The organism is Tardiphaga sp. 813_E8_N1_3 (assembly GCF_051811025.1).
Taxonomy (GTDB): Bacteria; Pseudomonadota; Alphaproteobacteria; order Rhizobiales; family Xanthobacteraceae; genus Tardiphaga.
Map to the genome: position 1 here is coordinate 2,047,009 of NZ_JBPWQE010000001.1, position 22,471 is coordinate 2,069,479.

Genomic DNA, 22,471 nt, shown 5'->3' on the forward strand with positions numbered 1-22,471 from the left:
CGCGGTAACCCAGGAGCCAAGCATGGCAAAGAAGAGTTCGATCGAGAAGAACAACCGTCGGAAGAAGATGTCCGCGAACGCTGCGCCGAAGCGCGCGCGTCTCAAGGCCATCATCGCCGACAAGACCAAGCCGATGGAAGAGCGGTTCGCCGCAACGCTGAAGCTCGCCGAGCTTCCGCGCAATTCATCGCCCGTTCGGATCATGAACCGTTGCGAAATCACCGGTCGTCCGCATTCGGTCTATCGTATCAACAAGCTCAGCCGTATCGCGCTGCGTGAATTAGGCTCGAAGGGCCTGGTTCCCGGGCTCGTGAAGTCAAGCTGGTAAGGGGGGCGGAACATGTCGACCCACGATCCAATCAGCGATCTCATCACCCGTATCCGCAATGCGCAGATGCGTACCAAGTCCAAGGTTTCGACCCCGGGCTCCAAGATGCGCGCCAACGTGCTCGAAGTGCTGAAGAACGAAGGCTACATCCGTGGCTTCGCCAGCGTTGAGCATTCGTCGGGCCGCTCCGAGCTCGAGATCGAACTGAAGTATTTCGATGGCGAACCGGTCATCCGCGAAATCGAGCGTGTTTCGAAGCCAGGACGTCGCGTTTACGTCTCGGTGAAGAACCTGCCGCGCGTGAAGAACGGCCTCGGTATCTCCGTTTTGTCGACGCCCAAGGGAATTATGGCCGACCACGACGCGCGCGACGCGAATGTGGGCGGTGAAGTTCTCTTCACGGTGTTCTGAGGAAGGATCAGTCATGTCACGAGTTGGCAAGAAGCCAGTGGCGGTGACCGCGGGAGTTACCGCGTCCGTCGAAGGCCAGACCGTCAAGATGAAGGGCCCCAAGGGCGCTCTTCAGTTCGTCGTGCACGACGACGTGGTGGTGAAGATGGAAGAGGGCGCAATCAAGGTTGCTCCCCGCGTCGAAACCAATCGCGCCCGTGCACTGTACGGTACCGCTCGCGCGCAGATCGCGAATCTGCTCGAAGGGGTTACCAAGGGTTTCGAGAAGAAGCTTGAGATCACCGGCGTCGGTTATCGTGCGGCCCTGCAGGGCAAGAACCTGCAGCTGGCGCTCGGTTACAGCCACGATGTCGTCTACGCGATCCCGGAAGGCATCACCATCACGGTGCCGAAGCCGACCGAGATCAACGTCGCCGGCAACGACTCGCAGCGCGTCGGTCAGGTAGCCGCGGAGATCCGCAGCTATCGTCCGCCAGAGCCTTATAAGGGCAAGGGCGTACGTTATTCCGACGAGTTTATCTTCCGCAAGGAAGGCAAGAAGAAGTAACGGAGCCGGTCATGTCGAAACTCAAGATTACGAATGCCCGGCGCAAGCAACGCGTGCGGCTCTCGCTCCGCCGGACTGCCAATGGCCGTCCGCGCCTGTCGATCTTCCGCTCGTCGAAGCACATCTACGCGCAGGTCATCGACGACCTGAAGGGCGAAACGCTCGCTTCCGCGTCGTCGCTGGAGAAGGCGATGCGCGAAACCGGCAAGACCGGTGCGGACGTCGATGCGGCGCAGGCTGTCGGCAAGCTGCTGGCAGAGCGCGCGGTCAAGAATGGCGTCAAGGAAGTGGTGTTCGACCGTGGTCAGTATCTGTACCACGGCCGCGTCAAGGCGCTGGCAGATGCAGCTCGCGAAGGCGGGCTGAGCTTCTAAGCGATTTCACTTTCGTTGATTTGCAAGTTGCAGATTTGAACGGACACAGGGTTAGAAGCGAAAGCTTCGCAAGGATTGGAAAACACCATGGCAGGTGAACGCGAACGCGGCGGACGCGACCGGGGCCCCCGGGAAGAGCGTGATAGTGAGTTCGTCGACAAGCTCGTCCACATCAATCGTGTGGCGAAGGTCGTCAAGGGCGGTAAGCGCTTCGGCTTTGCAGCTCTGGTCGTCATTGGCGATCAGAAGGGCAGGGTCGGGTTCGGTCACGGTAAGGCCCGTGAAGTTCCGGAAGCAATCCGCAAGGCAACCGAGTCGGCCAAGCGCAACCTGACGCGCGTCGCTCTGCGCGAAGGTCGCACGCTGCATCACGACATCGCTGGCCGTCATGGCGCGGGTCGCGTGTATCTGCGTGCTGCTCCGGCTGGTACCGGCATCATCGCCGGTGGTCCGATGCGCGCTGTGTTCGAAACGCTGGGTATCCAGGACGTGGTGGCCAAGTCGATCGGTTCGTCGAATCCCTACAACATGGTTCGCGCCACTTTCGACGCGCTGAAGCATCAGGATTCGCCGCGTTCGGTTGCTGCTCGCCGCAATCTCAAGGTTTCCACTCTGCAGTCGCGCCGCGTTGGCGGTGACGCCGAGCTGGTTGCCGAATAACGACGACGTTTGGAGTTATCACGATGGCCAAGGCCGCAAAGATGATCAAGGTCGAGCAGGTCGCCAGCGCAATTCGCCGGCACCACTCGCAGCGCTCCACGCTGATCGGCCTCAAGCTCAACAAGATCGGTCGCGTCAGCGAATTGCAGGACACTCCTGAAGTTCGCGGCATGATCACCAAAGTGCAGCACCTCGTCCGCGTGGTCGAGGATAAGTAAGTTCACGTCGTCTCACTGCGGCCGCCAGGTTGCCGCAGGGATGACACTGTTGACCTTCGAGGTCCGGATCTGCCGGTAAGCCTCGGGAAGACAGGGCGAAACAGGGAAAAGAACGATGAAGCTCAGCGATATCGCCGATAACGCCGGCTCCCGTAAGAAGCGTATGCGCGTCGGCCGTGGCATCGGCTCCGGCAAGGGCAAGACCTCGGGCCGCGGCGGCAAGGGCCAGACCGCACGTTCGGGTGTGCGCATCAAGGGCTTCGAAGGCGGCCAGATGCCGTTGCATCGTCGTCTGCCGAAGCGTGGCTTCAACAACATCTTCCGCGTCGACTACGCCGAGATCAACCTGGACCGTCTCCAGGACGCGATCGATGCGAAGACCGTCGACATCAAGGCCGTGATCAACGCTGAATCGCTGGTGAAGGCTGGCGTTCTGCGCCGCTCGAAGGCTGGTGTGCGCGTTCTCGGCCGTGGCGAGATCAAGGCCAAGATCAACATCGAAGTGCACGGCGCCACCAAGACGGCGATCGAAGCCATCGAGAAGGCCGGCGGTTCGGTGAAGATCATTGCGCCGAAGAAGGCCGACGGCGAAGCTGCGTAACATCTGCGGCATCGCCTGCGTCTGCGGGCGGCCTTGCGTGATGTGGCAGTAGATTTTATCAATGCCGAGCACCAAATAATGTCCGGCCTCCGCTGCATGCCCCGCTCTTCGGGGCATGATGGCGAAAGGGGCGCGGGAGAAAGCCAAACATGGTCTCTGCAGCAGAGCAATTAGCAGCAAACCTCAACTTTTCGGCCCTCGGCAAGGCCGATGAACTGAAGAAGCGCATCTGGTTCACACTGGGTGCGCTGCTTGTTTATCGGCTCGGTACCTATATCCCGCTGCCCGGCATCGATCCGGCCGCGTGGGAACAGGTGTTCAAGCAGCAGGCCGGCGGCATCCTCGGCATGTTTAACATGTTCGCGGGCGGCGGCATCAATCGCATGGCGATTTTTGCGCTGAACATCATGCCGTATATCTCGGCATCGATCATCATTCAGCTGCTGACCACCGTTTCGCCCCAGCTCGAAGCTCTCAAGAAAGAGGGCGAAGCGGGCCGAAAGACGCTGAACCAGTACACCCGTTATCTGACTGTCATCCTGGCTGCGTTCCAGTCCTATGCCATTGCGGCGGGCCTGCAGGGCGCCGGCAATGTCGTCAGCGAACCCGGCATGTTCTTCCTGATCTCGACCTCGGTCACGCTGACCGGCGGCACGATGTTCCTGATGTGGCTGGGTGAGCAGATCACCTCGCGGGGCATCGGCAACGGCATCTCGCTGATCATTCTGGCCGGCATCGTGGCGGAGCTTCCGTCGGCGATCGCCAACATGCTCGAGCTCGGACGTCAGGGCGCTTTGTCGACCGGTCTGATCCTGGTCGTGATCGTGATGGCCGTCGTCGTGATCGCGTTCATCGTGTTCGTGGAGCGAGCCCAGCGCCGCCTGCTGATCCAGTATCCGAAGCGCCAGGTCGGCAACAAGATGTTCGAGGGGCAGTCCTCGCATCTGCCGCTGAAGCTCAACACCTCGGGCGTCATCCCGCCGATCTTCGCGTCATCGCTGCTGCTGCTGCCGGCCACCATCGCCAGCTTCAATGCGGGCAGGGGGCCGGAGTGGTTCCAGTGGATCACCACGCAGCTCGGCCATGGCCGTCCGCTGTTCCTGATCATGTATGTATCGCTGATCGTGTTCTTCGCGTTCTTCTACACGGCGATCGTGTTCAACCCGACCGAGACCGCCGACAATCTGAAGAAGCACGGCGGCTTCATCCCGGGCATTCGCCCGGGTGAGCGGACCGCAGAATACATCGACTATGTGCTCTCGCGTATCACTGTGCTCGGCGCTGCCTATCTCGCCGTAGTCTGCTTGATCCCCGAGATCCTGATCTCCTATGCGTCAGTGCCGTTCTACTTCGGCGGCACGTCGCTGCTGATCGTGGTCAGTGTCACCATGGATACTGTGGCGCAGGTGCAGGGCTATCTGCTGGCGCACCAGTATGAAGGTTTGATCCGCAAGTCGAAGCTGAGGGGCCGGCGCAAATGAGGTTGATTCTTCTCGGGCCGCCGGGGGCGGGCAAGGGAACTCAGGCACATCGTCTTGTCGAGCGTCACAAAATCGTTCAGCTGTCCACCGGCGACATGCTGCGTGCTGCTGTGGCCGCCGAGACCGAAGTTGGCCTCAAGGCCAAGGACATCATGGCCGCCGGCGGTCTTGTGCCGGATGACGTGGTGATCGGGATCATCTCGGATCGCATCGAGCTGCCGGATGCCGCCAATGGCTTCATCCTCGACGGCTTCCCGCGCACCGTGCCGCAGGCTGAAGCGCTGGATGCACTGCTGAAGTCCAAGGGGCTTCATCTCGATGCTGCCGTTGAACTCCGCGTCAATGAGAGCGCGCTGTTGCAGCGTGTCGAAGCCCGTGTCGCGCAGATGATGGAGCGCGGCGAGACGGTGCGCATCGATGATACGCCGGAAGTGCTGTCGAAGCGCCTGGCGAGCTACCGCACTTCGACCGAGCCGCTGGTCCATTACTATTCGGAAAAGCGGAAGCTGGTGACCATCGATGGCATGATGACCATTGAAGAGGTGACGGCTGAGATTAACCGCGTGCTGGCAGCGATTCTCGCCGCCGATGAGTCGGCGAAGAAGCCGGCCCGCAAGCCCGCCAAGAAGGCCGCTGCCGCCAAGCGCGGATCTGCTCCGGCCAAGAAGGCAGCTAAATCGGCCAAAAAAGCCGCGAAGGCCGTCAAGAAGGTCAAGAAGGCGCCGGTAAAGGCCGCCAAGAAGGCAAAGGCGGCCAAGAAGGCCGTGAAGAAGACTGTCAAGAAAACGGTCAAAAAGACGGTAAAAGCGGCCAAAAAGGCTGCAAAATCGGCTTCGAAGGCCAAAACTGGGAAGTCGGCCAAAAAGCCAGCCAGGAAGGCCGGTAAAGTGGCCAAGAAAACCGGCAAAAAGCGCGCCAAACGCTAGAGCAGGTTGACGAAACGAAGTCGAATACTTTAATAAGGCCCTCATCCAGTCGGAAGATTCCAACGATGCCGGGCCCCACTGAAATCCAGGGGACGGGCGTCGTGTTCGCGTTTGTGAATACCCGCCCGACAAATGATGATAATGCCGGTTCGTGATGGACTGGTGACAGGAGAGAAGTTGTGGCCCGTATCGCCGGTGTAAACATCCCGACCAACAAGCGCGTGCTGATCGCGCTGCAGTACATTCATGGTATCGGCCAGAAGAACGCCGCTGATATCATCGAGAAGGTGAAGATCGCTCCGGAACGCCGCGTCAATCAGCTCAGCGACGCGGAAGTTCTGCAGATCCGCGAAGTCATCGACCGCGACTATCTGGTCGAGGGCGATCTTCGTCGTGAGACGGGCATGAACATCAAGCGTCTGATGGACCTCGGCTGCTATCGCGGCCTGCGTCATCGTCGCGGTCTGCCGGTTCGTGGCCAGCGCACGCATACCAATGCGCGCACCCGCAAGGGCCCGGCCAAGTCGATCGCCGGCAAGAAGAAGTAAGCTTTCGAATACGAGTTTGCGGAAGCGGATAACCTCCGCTTCTGCAATTATTTTTTGGTGTAGCCGCTGGCATTACGGCGGCGTTGAGATCCTCAGAAAGGTTAGAGATGGCAAAGGAAGCCGGACGTATTCGTCGCCGCGAGCGCAAGAACATTGCATCGGGCATTGCGCACGTGAATTCGTCGTTCAACAACACGACCATCACCATCACCGACGCGCAGGGCAACACGATTGCCTGGTCGTCGGCTGGCACGATGGGCTTCAAGGGCTCGCGCAAGTCGACTCCGTATGCAGCGCAGGTTGCTGCTGAAGACGTGTCGAAGAAGGCACAGGAACACGGCATGCGCACGCTGGAAGTCGAAGTCGGCGGTCCGGGTTCGGGTCGTGAATCGGCTCTTCGCGCTCTGCAGGCCGCGGGCTTCACGGTCACCTCGATCCGCGACGTGACCTCGATCCCGCACAATGGTTGCCGCCCGCGCAAGCGTCGGCGCGTTTAATACTTTTCGATCGCGGGTAGCTCAGCTGCCCGCGATCGCTTTTGCGATGCGACTTACGCGGACTGATCCGCGATCTCCAACGCCAGTGAGTTTGATGGCATGGGTGACACAGTGACGATCCAGAAAAATTGGCAAGAACTTATCCGGCCGAACAAGCTGCAGGTAACCCCTGGCAGCGATCCTTCCCGTTTTGCGACCCTGGTTGCCGAGCCGCTCGAGCGTGGTTTCGGTCAGACCCTCGGTAACGCACTCCGCCGCATCCTGCTGTCCTCGCTGCAGGGTGCTGCCGTGCAGTCGGTGCACATCGATGGCGTGCTGCATGAATTCTCCTCGATTGCCGGCGTGCGTGAAGACGTCACCGACATCGTGCTGAACGTGAAGGACATCGCGATCAAGATGCTGGGCGAAGGCCCGAAGCGTATGGTCGTGAAGAAGCAGGGCCCGGGCGTCGTGACCGCCGGCGACATTCAGACTGTCGGCGACGTGACCGTGCTCAATCCCGACATGCAGATCTGCACCCTCGACGATGGCGCTGAAATCCGCATGGAATTCACCGTTGCCGGCGGCAAGGGCTATGTCGCTGCCGAGCACAACCGTCCGGAAGATGCGCCGATCGGCCTGATTCCGATCGACAGCCTGTACTCGCCGGTTCGCAAGGTGTCGTACAAGGTCGAGAACACCCGTGAGGGCCAGATCCTCGACTATGACAAGCTGACGATGACCATCGAGACCAACGGCGCGCTGACGCCGGATGACGCGGTCGCTTATGCCGCGCGCATCCTGCAGGACCAGCTCAACGTGTTTGTGAACTTCGAAGAGCCCCGCAAGGAAGTTGCTCAGGAAGTCATCCCGGATCTCGCGTTCAACCCGGCTTTCCTCAAGAAGGTCGACGAGCTCGAGCTGTCGGTGCGTTCGGCAAACTGCCTGAAGAACGACAACATCGTTTACATCGGCGACCTCGTTCAGAAGTCGGAAGCAGAAATGCTCCGCACTCCGAACTTTGGCCGCAAGTCGCTGAACGAAATCAAGGAAGTGCTCGCCCAGATGGGTCTGCACCTCGGCATGGAAGTGCCCGGTTGGCCGCCGGAGAATATCGACGAATTGGCCAAGCGCTTCGAGGATCACTACTAAGCAGTCGATTGGCGATGGCCGGGTAACAACCCGGCCGACGCTATGGGCGAACGTGGGCAGCCCACCCGCAACATGATGTCCGACGAACCGTCGCGGCAAACTGAAATATAAGGAATATTCCAATGCGTCACGGCAAGGTTCATCGCAAGCTCAACCGCACCGCAGAACATCGCAAGGCGATGTTCGCCAACATGTGCGCGTCGCTGATCAAGCACGAGCAGATTATCACCACGCTTCCGAAGGCCAAGGAGCTCCGCCCGATCGTGGAGAAGCTCGTCACCCTCGGCAAGAAGGGCGGCCTCCACATGCGTCGCCAGGCCATCAGCGAAATGAAGGACCAGGATCAGGTCCGCAAGCTGTTCGACGTGCTGGCCAAGCGCTACGCTGATCGTCAGGGTGGCTACACCCGCATCATCAAGGCCGGCTTCCGCTACGGCGACAATGCCCCGATGGCGCTGATCGAATTCGTCGATCGCGACGAAGATGCCAAGGGTAAGGATTCGGGTCCGGTGCAGGGCGCGTCCGAAGCGGCATAAGCCACTTCACATCAGAATTTTGGAAAAGCGGCGCCTTGTGCGCCGCTTTTTTTTGTTGTGCTTTCGGCTTTTGGATGCAGTTGCATCTTTCAATCCGCGTTCCGATATCAGATCCGTCATTCAAACGGGAGTACGGATATGAAAATCGATCTGACGGGTAAGACGGCGCTGGTGACAGGCTCGACCTCGGGCATCGGCCACGCCATCGCCAAAGGGCTAGCAGCGACTGGCGCAGAGGTCGTCGTCAACGGCCGCGGCCAAGCCAAGGTAGACGCTGCGATTGCCGCAATTACCAAGGCCGTGCCCGGCGCGAAAGTGAAGGGCGTCGCAGCGGACGTTTCGACGGCAGAGGGCTGCAAGGCATTGGCCTCCGCGCTGCCAGACGTCGATATCCTCATCAACAATGCCGGTATCTTCGAGCCCAAGGGCTTCTTCGACATTCCCGATGAGGACTGGACGCGCTTCTTCGAGGTCAATGTGATGTCAGGCATCCGTCTGTCGCGCGCCTACATGCAGGGCATGCTGAAGCGCAACTGGGGTCGCATCGTCTTCATCTCATCGGAGTCCGGACTGAATATTCCCGGCGAGATGATTCACTACGGCATGACAAAGACAGCGCAGCTCGCAATCTCGCGCGGCCTGGCCGAACTGACCAAGGGCACCGCGGTGACGGTCAACTCGGTGCTTCCCGGACCGACCATGTCGGAAGGCGTCGAAACCTTCGTCAAGGATCTCGCCAAGCAGAACGGACAATCCGTCGAGGAGGCTGCGACCAACTTCGTCAAGCAGCATCGCTCGACATCGCTGATCCAGCGCTTTGCCACTGTCGATGAGATCGCCAATATGGTCGTCTATGTCTCGTCGAAGGAAGCATCGGTCACCAACGGCGCAGCGCTGCGTGCCGAAGGCGGAATCGTGCAGACCATTGCGTAAGCATACCCTTCGCAAAGAGGAAGGCGGCGCCGAAGCGCCGCCTTTGTTCTTGAGGGCCGCGGGCACGTAGCCCGAACCTGGAGGTTCGAAGCGCCTGGCGCTTAGAAAGCCACTTGGGTGCGCATCGCGAACACGTCGTAATCGGCGCCGGTGTTCACAGTGCTGCCGGCGGCGAGCTTGTCGACGGTGCCGTGGATCCAGTTGAACATGAAGCGCATGTTCTGGTTCACGTACCAGTTCACGCCGACCGTGGTGTTCTTCAGCTCGCCGCCGCGGATGACGCCGTCGTTCAGGCTGGCATAGCTGTAGCGCACCGCGAGTTCCCACGCGCCGAGATCGCCGGTCGCGAAGTTGACCGGGCGGGCCGGGTTGATGCCGCCGAACGCACCAGCCGAGGTGCTGTATTTGTGTTGTTCGCCGGTGATGACATAGCTGGCCTGACCGTAGCCGCCGTTGAAGCTCAGGTCAGAAAGACCGTTGCTGCGCTGGATGTTGTAGTCGAAGTATTCGCCCGATGCCATGAAGCTGCCGAACTTGACGGCGGCTTCACCGCTCAGCACGCGGGCATTGTTCACGAAGTTCATGGTGCCGGTGTTGAGCAATGCGTTGGTCGCTGGATCGACGCGGACTTCGATGCGATCGGACATGCCGAGCGTGTTGTTGGTCACACCGCCGGTCTGGGCGAGATACAGCGCGTCGAAGCCGACGAGGACGGTGCCGACTTCGTTGTTCATCGGCAGGCCGACAGCGCGGAAGGTGGCGCCGAGCGGCTGTGGCTGGCTGTGATTGACGTTGAGGCCCGTGGTCGGACCAGTCACATAGGCGCCGACCCAGTAGTGATCGCCAAATACCTGACCACCGAACGCAGCGCGGTTGTCGCCTGCGGCAAGGTTTGTCGCGAGAACCTGCGAAGCTGCGCGTTCCATGAACATGATGTTGTTCGAGCTGGTCGCTTCGTCCAGCGTATAGGGGACGTCGATGTAACCACCCTGGATCAACAGGCCCTTGACGCCCTTGTAGGCGACATACGCATTGTTGAGGACGACGTCGCCATCGGTGGTGCCGCCGGCGTCGACAATCACGCCGTATTCCCAGTCCTTGTTGAAGGTGCCGATCAGGCCGAGACGGGCGCGGCGAGCATTGATGCCGTCATTCACGCTCTGCGGGCTGGTGCCGGCCGACTTCGGCGAGAACGAATAAGCGGCGGTGTCGAGCTGCAGACGGCCGGTGATGGCGATGCAGTTCAGACCGTCGCTGGTGCAGAAGGTCGGACGATTGCCGGGCATCGTCAGGGTCGCGTCGATGAACGGCACAGCCTTCTTGTGCATGGCGGCGTTGGCATTCGCGAAGTTCTGCTTGACCGATTCCGTCTGCTTTTGTGTGGTGTTCGCTTGCTTCTGAACGTTGTCGAGCTTCTTTTCCAGCGCGCGCAGCTGCGCCTTCAGTGCTGCGATCTCGTCATTCGATGACTGCGCATGCGCCGGGCCTGCGGCCAGCGCGCCGATCACGCCGAGCGTGCCCAGGATTTTGTGTGTCGTGAAAGACATGGAGTACCCCTGTAGAAGACAAAATCCGACACGCCCCGCGGATTGCTCCGCAGGTGATGGTGCGTAAGGATCTGTGTTTTGTGACCTTGTGAGAGAGAGCGTCCGAAGACTCTCGCCCGAGGCCGCTCTCATTTTTACAAGCGAGCTACTGTTGAGCTCGGGGGCAACCTAGGCAAGCTTTGCGACAGTTCTGTAAAAACTCGCATCGCATTGTAGTGAACGACAGTGCGGTGTCGTTTTTCAATCACAGACGATTTATATAATTAGCTATCAAAATTATCTATTATGCGAGAAGAGCGCATCCAAGGATGCGCTCTGTTGTCGTGGGCGTCTTCAGGCGAGAACTTCGTGGTGACAGTTTCGTGATCACCAGCCTTCGAGCACGACTTTGCCGTGCGACTTGCCGGATTCGAGCAGTGCATGTGCACGCTTGAGATTCGCGGCGTTGATGGTGCCGAAGGTCTTGTCGAGCGTCGTGCGCAGCACGCCCTTGTCGATGAGATCCGCGACGTCGTTAAGGAGGTCATGTTGCGCGATCATGTCGGGCGTCTGGAATGACGATCGCGTGAACATCGACTCCCAGTGCACCGAGACGGCCTTGCCTTTGAACGCGGACATGTTGAATTCAACGGGATCGTCGATCAGTCCGAGTTTGCCCTGCGGTGCGATCAAATCGGCAAGCGCTTTGTAGTGCAGCTCCGTCCCCGTGAGGCTCGCGACGAGTGAGACCGGAGGCAGCTTCAATGCGTCGATCTGCTCCTTCAGCGGCTTGCTGTGATCGATCACCTCATGTGCGCCGAGATCCAGGCACCACTTGATCGTCTCAGGCCGCGATGCCGTTGCAACGACGGTGAGGCCGGTGAGGCGGCGTGCAAGCTGGATGAGGATCGAGCCGACGCCGCCGGCGCCGCCGATGATGAGCAGCGTGCGGGGATCGAGGCTCTTGCCAGGTGCGACGCCGAGCCGATCGAACAGCAGCTCCCAGGCTGTGATCGCGGTGAGCGGCAACGCCGCAGACTGTGCAAAGGAGAGCGAGGAGGGCTTGCGGCCGACAATGCGCTCATCGACCAGATGGAACTCGGCGTTGGTGCCCTGGCGCTGGATCGAGCCGGCATAGAACACCTTATCGCCCGGCTTGAACATCGTCACATCGGGGCCGACAGCATCGACGACACCGGCGGCGTCATAACCGAGGATCTTGGTTTCGCCGGCCGGCGGCGCCGCGCGCTTGCGCACCTTGAAATCGACGGGATTGGCCGAGATCGCCTTCACCGACACGCGGATGTCGCGACCGGTCGGTTCGGGCTTCGGAGCCTCAAAATCGACCAGCGCGTCAACTGCGTCGATCGGGAGGGATTTGGTATAGCCGACTGCCTTCATTGGGTGCGCTCCATGCTTCTGGCGGGAATGTCGCAAAGGAGGTGTCCCGAGGCGACAATAATTGCAAGTACTGTCATTTCAGGGATATAGTCACCGAATGGATACTATTGGATATTTGCAGTGAAACGGCGTGATTTCGGCAACGGGCCGGGCTGTCCGGTCGAGGTGACGCTCGATCTGATCGATGGCAAATGGAAGGGCGTGATCCTGTATCATTTGCAGCAGGGGCGGCTGCGGTTCGGCGAGCTGCGCAAGCTGATGCCACGGATCACCCAGCGGATGCTGACCAAGCAGCTGCGCGCGCTCGAGGAGGACGGGCTGATCATCCGGACGGTCTATGCCGAGGTGCCGCCACGGGTCGAATATGCATTGTCGGAAACCGGGCTCGGATTGCGCCCGGTGATCGATGCGCTCAAAAAGTGGGGCGACGCGCACAAGATGCGCCAGAAATCGGTCGCGGCCGCAGCGCCCCCGCCGCGCAAAAAAGCGCCGGTGGAGAAGGATGTGCCGGCGGACGCAAGCTAGTTCCCGCCCTTCTATTGCCCCGCTCCGCAGCCTATATTCGCCGCGATTTCCTCAAAGAGGCCCCGATGATCCCATTTTTCCGCAACGCTGTGACCGTTTCCGCTCTGTGCGCCATTGTCCTGTCGTCCGCACTCGCGCCGGCTGTTGCACAAGATCGCCGGGTCCCGACATCGCCCACAGAAATGAAGCTGTCCTACGCGCCGATCGTGCAGCGGGTGCAGCCGGCTGTGGTGAACGTCTATGCCGCCAAGACTGTGCAGAACCGTAATCCGCTGCTGGACGATCCGGTGTTCCGACGCTTTTTCGGCGGGCAGGGTATGCAGCCGGAGCAGATGCAGCGCTCGCTCGGTTCGGGCGTGATGGTCGATGCGTCGGGCCTTGTCGTTACGAACAACCACGTCATCGAAGGCGCGGACCAGGTGAAGGTGTCGCTGGCGGACAAGCGCGAGTTCGAGGCCGAGATCGTGCTGAAGGACAGCCGCACCGATCTGGCGGTGCTGCGCATCAAGGACACGAAGGAGAAATTCCCGACGCTGGATTTCTCGAACTCCGATGATCTGCTGGTCGGCGATGTCGTGCTCGCGATCGGCAATCCGTTCGGCGTTGGCCAGACCGTGACCCACGGTATCGTCTCCGCGCTGGCGCGCACGCAGGTCGGTATCACCGACTATCAATTCTTCATCCAGACCGATGCTGCGATCAATCCCGGCAATTCTGGTGGCGCGCTGGTCGACATGACCGGCAAGCTGGTCGGCGTGAACACCGCGATCTTCTCGCGCTCCGGCGGCTCGCAGGGCATCGGCTTCGCGATCCCGGCCAACATGGTCCGCGTCGTCGTTGCCTCTGCCAAGAGCGGCGGCAAGGCCGTGAAGCGTCCGTGGCTCGGCGCGCGGCTGCAGAACATCACGCCTGAAATTGCCGAGACGCTCGGCCTCAAGACGCCATCCGGTGCTCTGGTCGTCAATGTCACGGCGAACAGCCCGGCGGCAAAGGCGGGCCTCAAGGTCTCCGATCTCGTAACCGCCATCGACGGCCAGGCCATCGAGGATCCGAATGCGTTCGAGTATCGCTTCGCGACGCGGCCGCTCGGCGGCACTGCGCAGCTCGATGCGCAACGCGGCGGCAAGCCTGTGAAGCTCACCGTTGCGCTCGAGGCGGCCCCTGACACGGGCCGTGACGAGATCACGCTGACGGCGCGTTCGCCATTCCAGGGCGCGAAGGTCGCCAATATCTCGCCGGCCGTCGCCGACGAGCTGCGGCTGGATTCCAGCACCGAAGGCGTTGTCATTACAGAGCTGACCGACTCGGCCACCGCGGCTGGCGTCGGCTTCCAGAAGGGCGACCTTATCGTTGCGGTCAACGGCACCAAGATCGGCAAGACCAGCGATCTCGACAAGGTGACGCGCGAGGGCGCGCGGTTGTGGCGCATCGTGGTGGTGCGCGGCGGCCAGCAGATCAACGTTACACTCGGCGGATGAGCCCGAAACAACCCACGCCTTCTGCAAACCTGTTTGCCGCAGCCGGGCTGGAGCAGGACGCACCGCGTCCGCTGCCTGAGCGGCTGCGGCCGCGTGTGCTGTCCGATGTCGCCGGGCAGGATCACATCCTCGGGCCCGATGGCGCGCTGACGCGGATGCTGGAGACCCGCACATTGGGCTCGCTGGTGTTCTGGGGACCGCCCGGCACCGGCAAGACCACCGTCGCGCGGCTGCTTGCAGATGCGACGGAACTTCAATTCGAGCAGATATCTGCGGTGTTCTCTGGCGTTGCCGATCTGAAGAAAGTGTTCGAAGCGGCTCGTGCCCGCCGCGAGATGGGCAAGGGCACGCTCTTGTTCGTCGACGAGGTGCACCGCTTCAACAAGGCGCAGCAGGATTCGTTCTTGCCTGTGATGGAGGACGGCACCGTGGTGCTCGTCGGCGCCACCACCGAGAATCCATCCTTCGAACTCAACGCCGCTCTGCTGTCGCGTTCGCGCGTGCTGGTGTTCCAGTCGCTGGATGCGGCGGCGATCGAGAAGCTGTTCGCCAACGCGGAGAAGATCGAGGGCCGGCCGCTGCCGCTCGATGCCGAGGCGCGCGCCGTGCTGGTGCGGATGGCCGATGGCGATGGCCGCGCCGCACTGACACTGGTCGAGGAAGTCTGGCGCGCTGCGCGGACCAATGAAGTATTCAACGCCGCGCAATTGCAGGACATCCTGCAGCGCCGCGCGCCGATCTACGACAAGTCGGCCGACGGCCACTACAATCTGATCTCGGCACTGCATAAATCGGTGCGTGGCAGCGATCCCGATGCGGCGCTGTATTACCTGTGCCGGATGTTAGACGCCGGCGAGGATCCGCTGTTCCTGGCGCGCCGCGTGGTACGGATGGCGGTGGAGGATATCGGTCTCGCCGATCCGCAGGCGCTGGTGATCTGCAACTCAGCCAAGGATGCCTATGATTTCCTCGGCCATCCCGAAGGTGAACTCGCCATCGCCCAGGCCGTGATCTATATCGCCACCGCGCCGAAATCGAACGCAGCCTATATGGCCTACAAGGCCGCGATGCGGGCCGCAAAAGAGGGCGGCTCACTGCTGCCGCCGAAACACATCCTGAATTCGCCGACCAAGCTGATGAAGTCCGAAGGCTATGGCGACGGGTATCAATACGACCACGACACGCCAGAAGGTTTCTCCGGGCAAGACTATTTCCCGGAAGCCTTGGGGCGGCAGACCTTCTATGATCCGCCTGAGCGTGGGTTCGAACGCGAGATTCGCAAACGGCTGGATTATTGGACGAAGTTGCGCCGCGAACGGACGGGGGATCGCAGCAGATGATCTGTGTTATCACCGGTCGCGGTAGGCACACTTCGCGTAGATCGACTTTTTTGGTCGGGCGATCTGCCCGCGCGATCGCCACAGCAATGGTGGCGGTACTGTTGTCGGTAGTGTCGGCATCTGCGCAGACCGTTGAGGTCGCCAAAGGTGTTCAGGTCACGAAGAAGACGTATGATGCACCGGTCAATGAGAAGCCCTTCTTTGGCTTTGCCGACAAGTCGCCCGCACAGCGGGAGGCTGACGAGAAGTTTGTCGCTGCCGTATTGCAGGCGACCGGCAGCAGGCAGAAGGCGTTCGATGAGACCACGCTGCGCGGCTGGCGGGCAATTACGGGCGGCAATGCTGCGGAAGCCGCTCGGCGTTTCAATCAGGCCTATCTGATCGCGCCGGAGCAGAGCGAACTGTATCACGGATTGGCCGTGGTCACGTTGATGCGGTTCAACGATCCCGTGTTCGCTGATGAACTGTTCAGGATCGCGCTTCGGCAGCCCAATCCGTTGAAAACATTGAAGGCTGATTACGGTCGCTTCATGCTGATATCGAAGCGGCCCAAGGATGCATTACCTTTGCTCGAGCAGGCGGTGCTCGATACGCCCGATTTCGGTGACGCATGGTCAAACCTCGCTCATGCGCGGCTGCAGAATGGCGATCGCGACGCTGCCTGCCGGGCCGCAGACGAGGCGCTCAAGCAGCGCCTCTCGGCCAATGCAGGCAGTGACCTTGCTGCTCTGAAGAGTCAGGCATCATGCAAGTAATAGCGGTAGATTTGCCGTATACAGAAATTAGGTCGTCGCGCGCATCATGCATGCTGTCTGCGAATGACGTCAAAAGGAACAGACAATCATGAGCCGTCGCGACAAGAAGCCTCTCGCCAAGCGTGGCCCCGGTGGTGAGCGCAGCAAGGCGCCGCGTGGCAAGGGTGCCGCTCCGAAGCGCGCTGCCGCCAAGGCCGCCCCGTCGAAGGGCGAGCGGCCGTCATTCGGCAAGGCCGGCCGTGTGAGCAGCGATCGTCCGATGAGCGCGCGTCCGCCGCGCGCCCGGGCCGGTGAGCGGCCGGAACGCTCGGAGTGGTCCGAGCGGCCAGAACGGCCCGAGCGACCGGGCAGCAAGCGTCCACCAAGCGCGCGTCCTTCCGGTTCGCGTCCGGGCGGCAAGCCCGCGCCGCGTTACGGCAATGCGCCGCTGCGCGAGCCGCGACCTCCTGTGGCTTATCTCGATGAAGAGCCGGCGAAGCCGGAAGTCGCGCCAGCGCCTTTGCCCACCGCCGTGCAGAACGTCATCGTCACGCCTGACGAGAACGGCATGCGCGTCGATCGCTTTCTCGAAGCGCATTTCCCCGGCCTGTCATTCTCCCATATCCAGCGTATCGTCCGTAAAGGCGAGTTGCGCGTGAACGGCAAGCGCGCCGACAGCAAGGATCGGCTGGAAGAGGGACAGACTGTCCGCATCCCGCCGCTGAAGCTCGATGCGCCGAAGGTCGTCGGTGAACTCTCCGAAGCTGCCAACAAGACTCTGCAGGCGCTCAAGGAGATGACGATCTACGAGGACGACGACGTCATGGTGCTGAACAAGCCCGCCGGTCTTGCCGTGCAGGGCGGCTCGGGCATGACGCGTCACGTCGATATGATGCTGGAGGTGATGCGCGACGCCAAGGGACAGAAGCCGCGCCTGGTGCATCGTCTCGATCGCGAGACGTCAGGCTGCCTCTTGATCGCCAAGACGCGTTTTGCCGCGACCAAGCTCACCGGCGCGTTCCGCGAACGCTCCGCGCGAAAGATCTATTGGGCGCTGGTTGCCGGCGTACCGAAGCCGAAGCAGGGCCGCATCTCGACCTATCTCGCCAAGGAAGAGAACGAGGAAGACACAATCATGCGCGTCGCCAAACATGGTGATGAAGGCGCCAGCCATGCGGTGACGTACTACGCGGTGGTGGAGACCTCGGCGCAGAAGCTTGCCTGGGTATCGCTGAAGCCGGTGACCGGGCGGACGCATCAGTTGCGCGCGCATATGGCGCATATCGGCCACGCCATCGTCGGCGATCCGAAATATTTCAACATCGAGAACTGGCAGTTGCCGGGCGGCATTCAGAAGCGCCTGCATCTTTTGGCACGCCGTATCGTGATTCCGCATCCGCGCGGTGGCGTGATCGACGCGACGGCGCCCCTGCCGCCACATATGCTGCAGTCGTGGAATCTGCTCGGTCTCGAACACGACCGGTTCGACCCGATCGAGAACGCTCCGGAAGAGTAGGGCGTTGTCGGGCTCCGACAACATCCCGCGCGTGACGCCGGCAACAATCGGGGCGCCGGAGTTCGACGCCGCGTTTCGCGCGCGTCTGCATGATCTGTTCGTGTGGCGCCGCGATATCAGGCGCTTCAAGTCCGATCCACTGCCTGCAGGCTTTCTCGATCGCCTGATCGATACCGCATGCCTCGCGCCTTCGGTGGGCCTGAGCCAGCCATGGCGCTTCGTCATTGTCGATGATGCGTCACGCCGTCAGGCGGTGCTGGAGAATTTCAGCGCCTGCAATGCCGAGGCATTGAGCGCCTATACCGGCGAACGCGCGCAGAACTATGCGACGCTCAAGCTCGCCGGCCTGCGCGAAGCGCCATGCCACCTCGCGGTGTTCGCAGATCACGCGACGGATGTCGGTCACGGCCTCGGTCGCCGCACCATGCCGGAGATGGCGGATTATTCGGTGGTGACGGCGATTGCGACCATGTGGCTCGCCGCGCGCGCAGAGGGCATTGGCATGGGCTGGGTCTCGATCCTCGATCCTGCAGCCATCGCAGTAACACTCGATATACCCCGTGATTGGCGGCTGATCGGCTATTTCTGTATCGGCTATCCCGAGATCAATGATGACCGGCCGGAACTCGAGCGCGCCGGATGGGAATGCCGTCACACGGCGGCAGATCACATTGTCCGGCGCTGACACTTGATGTGATGCGGGATCGTGACGACATGAGGCAGATGAGATATCGCCCCATCCCATTCGCTGTGGCGGCCGCCGTTGTGGTGGTGTTGTTTGCTGTGCCGGTATCGGCGCAATATATTGGAGTGCCCGGCAACCCGGCGCTGATCACGCCACTGCCGCCCGCACCGCCACCGCCACGGATAGAAGTACCTGTCGTGCCTCAGCTCGGCGATCTGCCGCGGCAACAGAATGTGCCACAGGCGCGTGGTTCATTCAGCGACCGTATCACCAACTGCCTTCAGGATGGCGCCGCTGCCGGTCTCGGCCCCAATGATCGTGCGACCTATTCGCGAGCCTGCGCCAATCGCTGACGTGAGCGATTTGATCTCGCGTGGCGCCTGTCTGTCGCGTAAAGTATGGCGGGACAACAGGATCAAGATCATCGATGCGTGAATTGTTTGACGACGTGTTCGGCCAGTCGCAGCTCGATCCGCAAGAGGCGGTGCGACGGTCGACGCGTGGCCCGCAGCGCAAGCGTTTCTACAAGATCGTCGGGATGAGCGAGACGCCGGACGGCTTTGCCATCACGCTCGACGACAAGACCGTGCGCACGCCATCGCGCCATCCGCTGGTCATTCCCAAGCGCGCCATTGCCGAGGTCATGGTTGCGGAATGGAACGCGCAGCAGGATGTCATCGACCCCACGAGCATGCCGGTGACGCGGCTGGCCAATAGCGTGATCGATGCGATCCGCGATGAGGCACAGACCCGGGCGGTGGCTGACGATATCGCAAAATACTTCAGCACGGATCTCTTGTTCTACCGCGCGAGCTATCCCGAGGCGCTTATCGCGCGCGAGGCTGCGGCATGGGATCCCGTCTTGTTCTGGGCCGCCGATGATCTCGGCGCGCATTTCATCCTGGCCGAGGGCATCGTGCATGTTAGCCAGCCCGAACAGGCCATCGCATCTGCCCGCGCGGCGCTGCCGAGCGATCCATGGGCGGTCGCCGCGCTGCATCTGGTGACCACGATCACCGGCTCGGCGCTGCTCGCGCTGTCGCTACTCCATGGTCATCTGAATGCCGATCAGGTCTGGACCGCCGCCTTTGTCGACGAAGACTGGAATATCGAGAAATGGGGCCTCGACGAGGAAGTCGCTGCGCGGCGCGCGGCGCGACAGGTGGATTTCAAAGCTGCCGTGCTTGTGTTGAAGGCGGTTGTTCCGTCAGCGGGTTAATCCGAAGTTAACGACCGTTAACTAGCTTGGCTGCACCATTGTCCGGTGCCGCACACCATGCCGACTCCCGTCAACTCGATCTTACCGGTTGTCTCCGCGCAGGGCGTGGCGAGCGAAGTCGCGTTTCAGCCCGGCAGCGTGATTGCCGGCCGCGTGCTGTCGGTCTCGCCAGACAATCAGGTTCGTATCGCCATCGGGCACAGCACGATCGACGTGCAATCGCAGGTGCCGTTGCAGGCCGGGCAGGTGCTGCAATTCACAGTGTCGAAGACGGACAACGGCAATGTCCAGCTTGCCGTCGTCACGCCGCAAAACACAGGTGCAGGGCAGGCGGGTGGCGCGTCCTCCGGCAATGTGACGCTTGCGCCAGACCTGCCAATCAATCTCGCCAATGCCATCGCGACCTCCAAGATCCAGCTGACGTCGCTGGAAGCACAGGCGGTCTCTACCGCCAAGCAAAGTGCCGTGACGCAGCAGGCGAGTCTGGCGACGTTGTTTGCCAATCTCGGCGCTGCGACCTCGCTGCAGGGGCTGCCGCCGCAATTGCAGCAAGCGGTCGCACAGGTGCTGGCGCAACGTCCGCCGCTCGATGCCCAGCTCACCGGCGAGGAAGTCAAATCGGCGTTCCAGAATTCCGGCCTGTTTCTGGAATCGTCGCTGGCCAAGGGATCGCTGCCGCAAGGCGGGCTGCCCGACATGAAAGCGGCGTTGATCGTGTTGCGCCAGGCATTGGCGACGACGCTCGCCACAGCGAGTCCGACCCAGAGCACAACGCCAGCGCAGGCGAATCCAGCGACACCGGTGGCTACGCCGGAGCAGCCGGCATCGGCATTGGCAAACGCGCTCCCCAATGTCGTGGCGCAGGTCACCGCACAGCAGGCGCAAGCCGCTGCGGTGACCGCGGCCATGTTGCCCAAGGCCAGCATCAAGAACGATCCGCTGCAGCAGGCTGGACTTCTCGCCGCAGATGAGCCCGTGCTCGATGTTGCGCCTCAAAGCGCGCCGGTTATGGCAAAGGCCCCCGAAGCGGCTGCACAACTGACGGCCAACCGGGCCGTGTTCAACTTGCTCCGTGACGCGCTGCAGACGGCGCCGAAGGGCATGGGAAGCGCAGCATCGCTGGTGTTCGACGACAGCATGATGATGGATCTGCTGCCCGCCGCGAAGGCGCCCACGGGCCAGACAGGTGCCGACACCAACATCGCACGCAACACCCTGCCGCCGCCGCCGTTGCGCGGTGGGCTGCCAACGGCGCAGGCGATGGCCTTGCCGACACTCCCGCCCAATGCGCCGCTGACTGCCACCGTCCATCATCTGCTCGCGGATACCGATGCTGCACTGGCGCGCCAGACCCTGCTGCAGGTGGCATCCTTGCCGGATCGTGCGGACGGTCTTGCAGCGCCGCGGCTCGATCAGGCTTCGCCGCGTTGGAGTTTCGAAATTCCATTTGCGGTGCCGGCTGGTACGGCCATGGCGCAATTCGAAATTTCGCGCGATGGCGGCAATGGCAGCGAGGCTGAAGCGGCCAAGCAAGTCTGGCGTGCGCGCTTTTCGCTCGACGTCGAGCCCGCTGGCCCGGTCCATGCGCTGGTCTCGCTGACCGGCGACAAAACCTCGGTGCGGATGTGGGCGGAGCGGCCGGCGACGGCGCTGCAATTGCAGGCCGGAACGGCGCAGCTCAATCAGGCGCTGATCCGCGCCAATCTGCAGCCCGGCGATATCGTGGTCCGCGAGGGCGCACCGGTACAACCCGCGCCCGCTTCGGCGGGACACTTCCTGGATCGCGCGCTATGATCGTGCAGCCCAAAAGATCGCTCGCCGTCGCGCTGCATTACGACAAGACCGGCGCGCCTGTTGTCACCGCGAAAGGCAAGGGCGCGATCGGTGAGAAAATCATCGAGGTCGCCAAGGCCCACGACATTCCGATCGAGGAAAACGAAGTTCTGGCCGGTGCACTCTCCAATGTCGAAATCGGCGACGAGATTCCAGCCGAGCTCTACAAGGCCGTTGCCGAAGTGCTCGTCTTCGTGCTGCGGCTGTCGGGCCGCGCCTAGGACCGCAGCATTTTGCCGTCCTGATATCTGCCCTTCGTAGGTTCCAGTCATCTTCGTTTGCCGATGGTATCTTACGGTGCGCTGAACTAGCCTCCGTGAACAACAAAAAATGCTCACGGAGGAAATCATGAAATCCACGCTCTGGACGTCGTCTGTTGGTCTGTCGTCGCTCGCGCTTGCAGCGGCCGGCGGCTGGTTTGCCGCAACGATCTTTGCGCAGCCTGCCACCAGCAAGGAGCCGCGCTTTCCGCAGCTCACCATGGATCAACTCGACGCGAAGCAGAAGCCGCTCGGTGAGCAGGTGATGAAGGTCTCGAGCGTGGGGCTCGCCGGTCCCTACAATCCGATGATGCGCAGCCCGGTGCTCGGGCAAAAGCTGTTCGATCTGTTCGCCTATCTGCGCTGGGACACGTCCGTTCCGGTCAAGCTCAACGAGTTCGCGATCATCATCATCGGTCGGCAATGGCGCTCGCAGGTCGAGTGGTTCGCGCATGCGCCGCTGGCACAGAAGGCGGGGCTGTCGCCCGATATCATCGCCGATCTCAAGGCCAACAAGCGGCCGGCGAACATGGCTGAGGACGAGGCGACGGTGTACGACTTCGTCACTGAGCTGACGAGCACGCACAAGGTCTCCGACGCGACCTATGCCCGCGCCAAGAAAATCTTCAACGATCAGCAGATCGTCGATCTTACGGCGGTGGCCGGCAATTACGTGATGGTGGCCATGCTACTGGCGATGGCCGAGGAAAGCACACCGCCCGGCAAGGAAGCGCCGTTCAAGCCGGGCGAGCCGTAAGTCCTT

General features: G+C 61.6%; 27 protein-coding genes. 25 read left to right on the forward strand and 2 right to left on the reverse strand.

Annotated elements, in window-relative coordinates; all coding sequences use genetic code 11:
* Window positions 1-22: 22 nt before the first annotated feature.
* The 14 genes from rpsN (at window position 23) to AB8A33_RS09740 (ending at window position 9,191) form a co-directional block, all read left to right on the forward strand.
* A complete protein-coding gene (gene rpsN, locus AB8A33_RS09675; protein ID WP_089268175.1) occupies window positions 23-328 on the forward strand; it encodes a 30S ribosomal protein S14 in 306 nt (101 codons plus the stop codon).
* Window positions 329-340: 12 nt separating this feature from the next.
* Window positions 341-739, forward strand: a complete 399-nt coding sequence (gene rpsH / locus AB8A33_RS09680) for a 30S ribosomal protein S8 (protein WP_089268176.1) — start codon at window positions 341-343, stop codon at window positions 737-739.
* A 13-nt stretch (window positions 740-752) separates the two neighbouring features.
* Window positions 753-1,286 (forward strand): 50S ribosomal protein L6, encoded by a 534-nt coding sequence (gene rplF, locus AB8A33_RS09685; RefSeq protein ID WP_089268177.1) that lies wholly within the window; start codon window positions 753-755, stop codon window positions 1,284-1,286.
* Window positions 1,287-1,297: 11 nt separating this feature from the next.
* Window positions 1,298-1,660, forward strand: coding sequence for a 50S ribosomal protein L18 (gene rplR, locus AB8A33_RS09690; protein WP_068731467.1), 363 nt, complete (start codon window positions 1,298-1,300; stop codon window positions 1,658-1,660).
* 87 nt (window positions 1,661-1,747) lie between these two features.
* Window positions 1,748-2,320, forward strand: coding sequence for a 30S ribosomal protein S5 (gene rpsE / locus AB8A33_RS09695; RefSeq protein ID WP_092144465.1), 573 nt, complete (start codon window positions 1,748-1,750; stop codon window positions 2,318-2,320).
* A gap of 23 nt (window positions 2,321-2,343) precedes the next feature.
* Window positions 2,344-2,538, forward strand: coding sequence for a 50S ribosomal protein L30 (rpmD, locus tag AB8A33_RS09700; RefSeq protein ID WP_068731463.1), 195 nt, complete (start codon window positions 2,344-2,346; stop codon window positions 2,536-2,538).
* 115 nt (window positions 2,539-2,653) lie between these two features.
* The gene (gene rplO, locus AB8A33_RS09705) at window positions 2,654-3,139 is read left to right on the forward strand and encodes a 50S ribosomal protein L15 (protein ID WP_439092522.1); all 486 of its coding nucleotides are present in this window, start codon (window positions 2,654-2,656) and stop codon (window positions 3,137-3,139) included.
* Between the two features lie 149 nt (window positions 3,140-3,288).
* Window positions 3,289-4,620 carry a preprotein translocase subunit SecY gene (gene secY / locus AB8A33_RS09710; protein WP_439092523.1) on the forward strand — a complete coding sequence of 444 codons (1,332 nt, stop codon included), beginning with the start codon at window positions 3,289-3,291 and terminating at the stop codon, window positions 4,618-4,620.
* Complete coding sequence (locus AB8A33_RS09715; protein WP_439092524.1) at window positions 4,617-5,546, forward strand: adenylate kinase; 930 nt, start codon at window positions 4,617-4,619, stop codon at window positions 5,544-5,546. Before secY ends, AB8A33_RS09715 begins: the two co-directional genes overlap by 4 nt.
* Window positions 5,547-5,725: 179 nt before the next feature.
* A complete protein-coding gene (gene rpsM / locus AB8A33_RS09720; protein ID WP_439064214.1) occupies window positions 5,726-6,094 on the forward strand; it encodes a 30S ribosomal protein S13 in 369 nt (122 codons plus the stop codon).
* Window positions 6,095-6,201: 107 nt separating this feature from the next.
* On the forward strand, window positions 6,202-6,591 hold the full coding sequence (rpsK, locus tag AB8A33_RS09725; RefSeq protein ID WP_068731453.1) for a 30S ribosomal protein S11: 390 nt from the start codon (window positions 6,202-6,204) through the stop codon (window positions 6,589-6,591).
* A gap of 99 nt (window positions 6,592-6,690) precedes the next feature.
* Window positions 6,691-7,722: a DNA-directed RNA polymerase subunit alpha gene (locus tag AB8A33_RS09730; RefSeq protein WP_439092525.1), complete on the forward strand. Its 1,032-nt coding sequence runs from the start codon at window positions 6,691-6,693 to the stop codon at window positions 7,720-7,722.
* Window positions 7,723-7,844: 122 nt separating this feature from the next.
* Window positions 7,845-8,258, forward strand: coding sequence for a 50S ribosomal protein L17 (gene rplQ / locus AB8A33_RS09735; RefSeq protein ID WP_089268182.1), 414 nt, complete (start codon window positions 7,845-7,847; stop codon window positions 8,256-8,258).
* A gap of 138 nt (window positions 8,259-8,396) precedes the next feature.
* Window positions 8,397-9,191, forward strand: a complete 795-nt coding sequence (locus AB8A33_RS09740) for an SDR family NAD(P)-dependent oxidoreductase (protein ID WP_439092526.1) — start codon at window positions 8,397-8,399, stop codon at window positions 9,189-9,191.
* Window positions 9,192-9,292: 101 nt separating this feature from the next.
* Here AB8A33_RS09740 and AB8A33_RS09745 read toward each other — a convergent pair whose 3' ends face one another.
* Both AB8A33_RS09745 and AB8A33_RS09750 read right to left on the reverse strand, forming a co-directional pair.
* The gene (locus AB8A33_RS09745) at window positions 9,293-10,738 is read right to left on the reverse strand and encodes a porin (RefSeq protein ID WP_439092527.1); all 1,446 of its coding nucleotides are present in this window, start codon (window positions 10,736-10,738) and stop codon (window positions 9,293-9,295) included.
* Window positions 10,739-11,104: 366 nt separating this feature from the next.
* On the reverse strand, window positions 11,105-12,118 hold the full coding sequence (locus AB8A33_RS09750; RefSeq protein ID WP_439092528.1) for a zinc-binding alcohol dehydrogenase family protein: 1,014 nt from the start codon (window positions 12,116-12,118) through the stop codon (window positions 11,105-11,107).
* Between the two features lie 120 nt (window positions 12,119-12,238).
* On the opposite strand from AB8A33_RS09750, the gene AB8A33_RS09755 reads away from it, so the two are divergent.
* From AB8A33_RS09755 to AB8A33_RS09805, 11 genes are all read left to right on the forward strand, one after another.
* A complete protein-coding gene (locus tag AB8A33_RS09755) occupies window positions 12,239-12,643 on the forward strand; it encodes a winged helix-turn-helix transcriptional regulator (RefSeq protein WP_439092529.1) in 405 nt (134 codons plus the stop codon).
* A 65-nt stretch (window positions 12,644-12,708) separates the two neighbouring features.
* Window positions 12,709-14,121, forward strand: a complete 1,413-nt coding sequence (locus tag AB8A33_RS09760) for a DegQ family serine endoprotease (protein WP_439092530.1) — start codon at window positions 12,709-12,711, stop codon at window positions 14,119-14,121.
* Window positions 14,118-15,461, forward strand: a complete 1,344-nt coding sequence (locus tag AB8A33_RS09765; RefSeq protein ID WP_439092531.1) for a replication-associated recombination protein A — start codon at window positions 14,118-14,120, stop codon at window positions 15,459-15,461. Before AB8A33_RS09760 ends, AB8A33_RS09765 begins: the two co-directional genes overlap by 4 nt.
* A gap of 110 nt (window positions 15,462-15,571) precedes the next feature.
* Window positions 15,572-16,216, forward strand: a complete 645-nt coding sequence (locus AB8A33_RS09770; protein ID WP_439095897.1) for a tetratricopeptide repeat protein — start codon at window positions 15,572-15,574, stop codon at window positions 16,214-16,216.
* Between the two features lie 88 nt (window positions 16,217-16,304).
* Entirely contained in the window at window positions 16,305-17,711 is a 1,407-nt protein-coding gene (locus AB8A33_RS09775; RefSeq protein WP_439092532.1) for an RluA family pseudouridine synthase, read from the forward strand.
* A gap of 4 nt (window positions 17,712-17,715) precedes the next feature.
* Window positions 17,716-18,396, forward strand: coding sequence for a 5,6-dimethylbenzimidazole synthase (gene bluB / locus AB8A33_RS09780; protein ID WP_439092533.1), 681 nt, complete (start codon window positions 17,716-17,718; stop codon window positions 18,394-18,396).
* Between the two features lie 29 nt (window positions 18,397-18,425).
* Window positions 18,426-18,749, forward strand: a complete 324-nt coding sequence (locus tag AB8A33_RS09785; protein ID WP_439092534.1) for a hypothetical protein — start codon at window positions 18,426-18,428, stop codon at window positions 18,747-18,749.
* Window positions 18,750-18,823: 74 nt separating this feature from the next.
* Window positions 18,824-19,615 (forward strand): ATP12 family chaperone protein, encoded by a 792-nt coding sequence (locus AB8A33_RS09790; RefSeq protein ID WP_439092535.1) that lies wholly within the window; start codon window positions 18,824-18,826, stop codon window positions 19,613-19,615.
* A gap of 57 nt (window positions 19,616-19,672) precedes the next feature.
* Window positions 19,673-21,409 carry a flagellar hook-length control protein FliK gene (gene fliK, locus AB8A33_RS09795; RefSeq protein WP_439092536.1) on the forward strand — a complete coding sequence of 579 codons (1,737 nt, stop codon included), beginning with the start codon at window positions 19,673-19,675 and terminating at the stop codon, window positions 21,407-21,409.
* A complete protein-coding gene (locus AB8A33_RS09800) occupies window positions 21,406-21,669 on the forward strand; it encodes an EscU/YscU/HrcU family type III secretion system export apparatus switch protein (RefSeq protein WP_439092537.1) in 264 nt (87 codons plus the stop codon). Before fliK ends, AB8A33_RS09800 begins: the two co-directional genes overlap by 4 nt.
* Window positions 21,670-21,796: 127 nt before the next feature.
* The gene (locus AB8A33_RS09805; protein WP_439092538.1) at window positions 21,797-22,465 is read left to right on the forward strand and encodes a carboxymuconolactone decarboxylase family protein; all 669 of its coding nucleotides are present in this window, start codon (window positions 21,797-21,799) and stop codon (window positions 22,463-22,465) included.
* Window positions 22,466-22,471 lie beyond the last annotated feature (6 nt).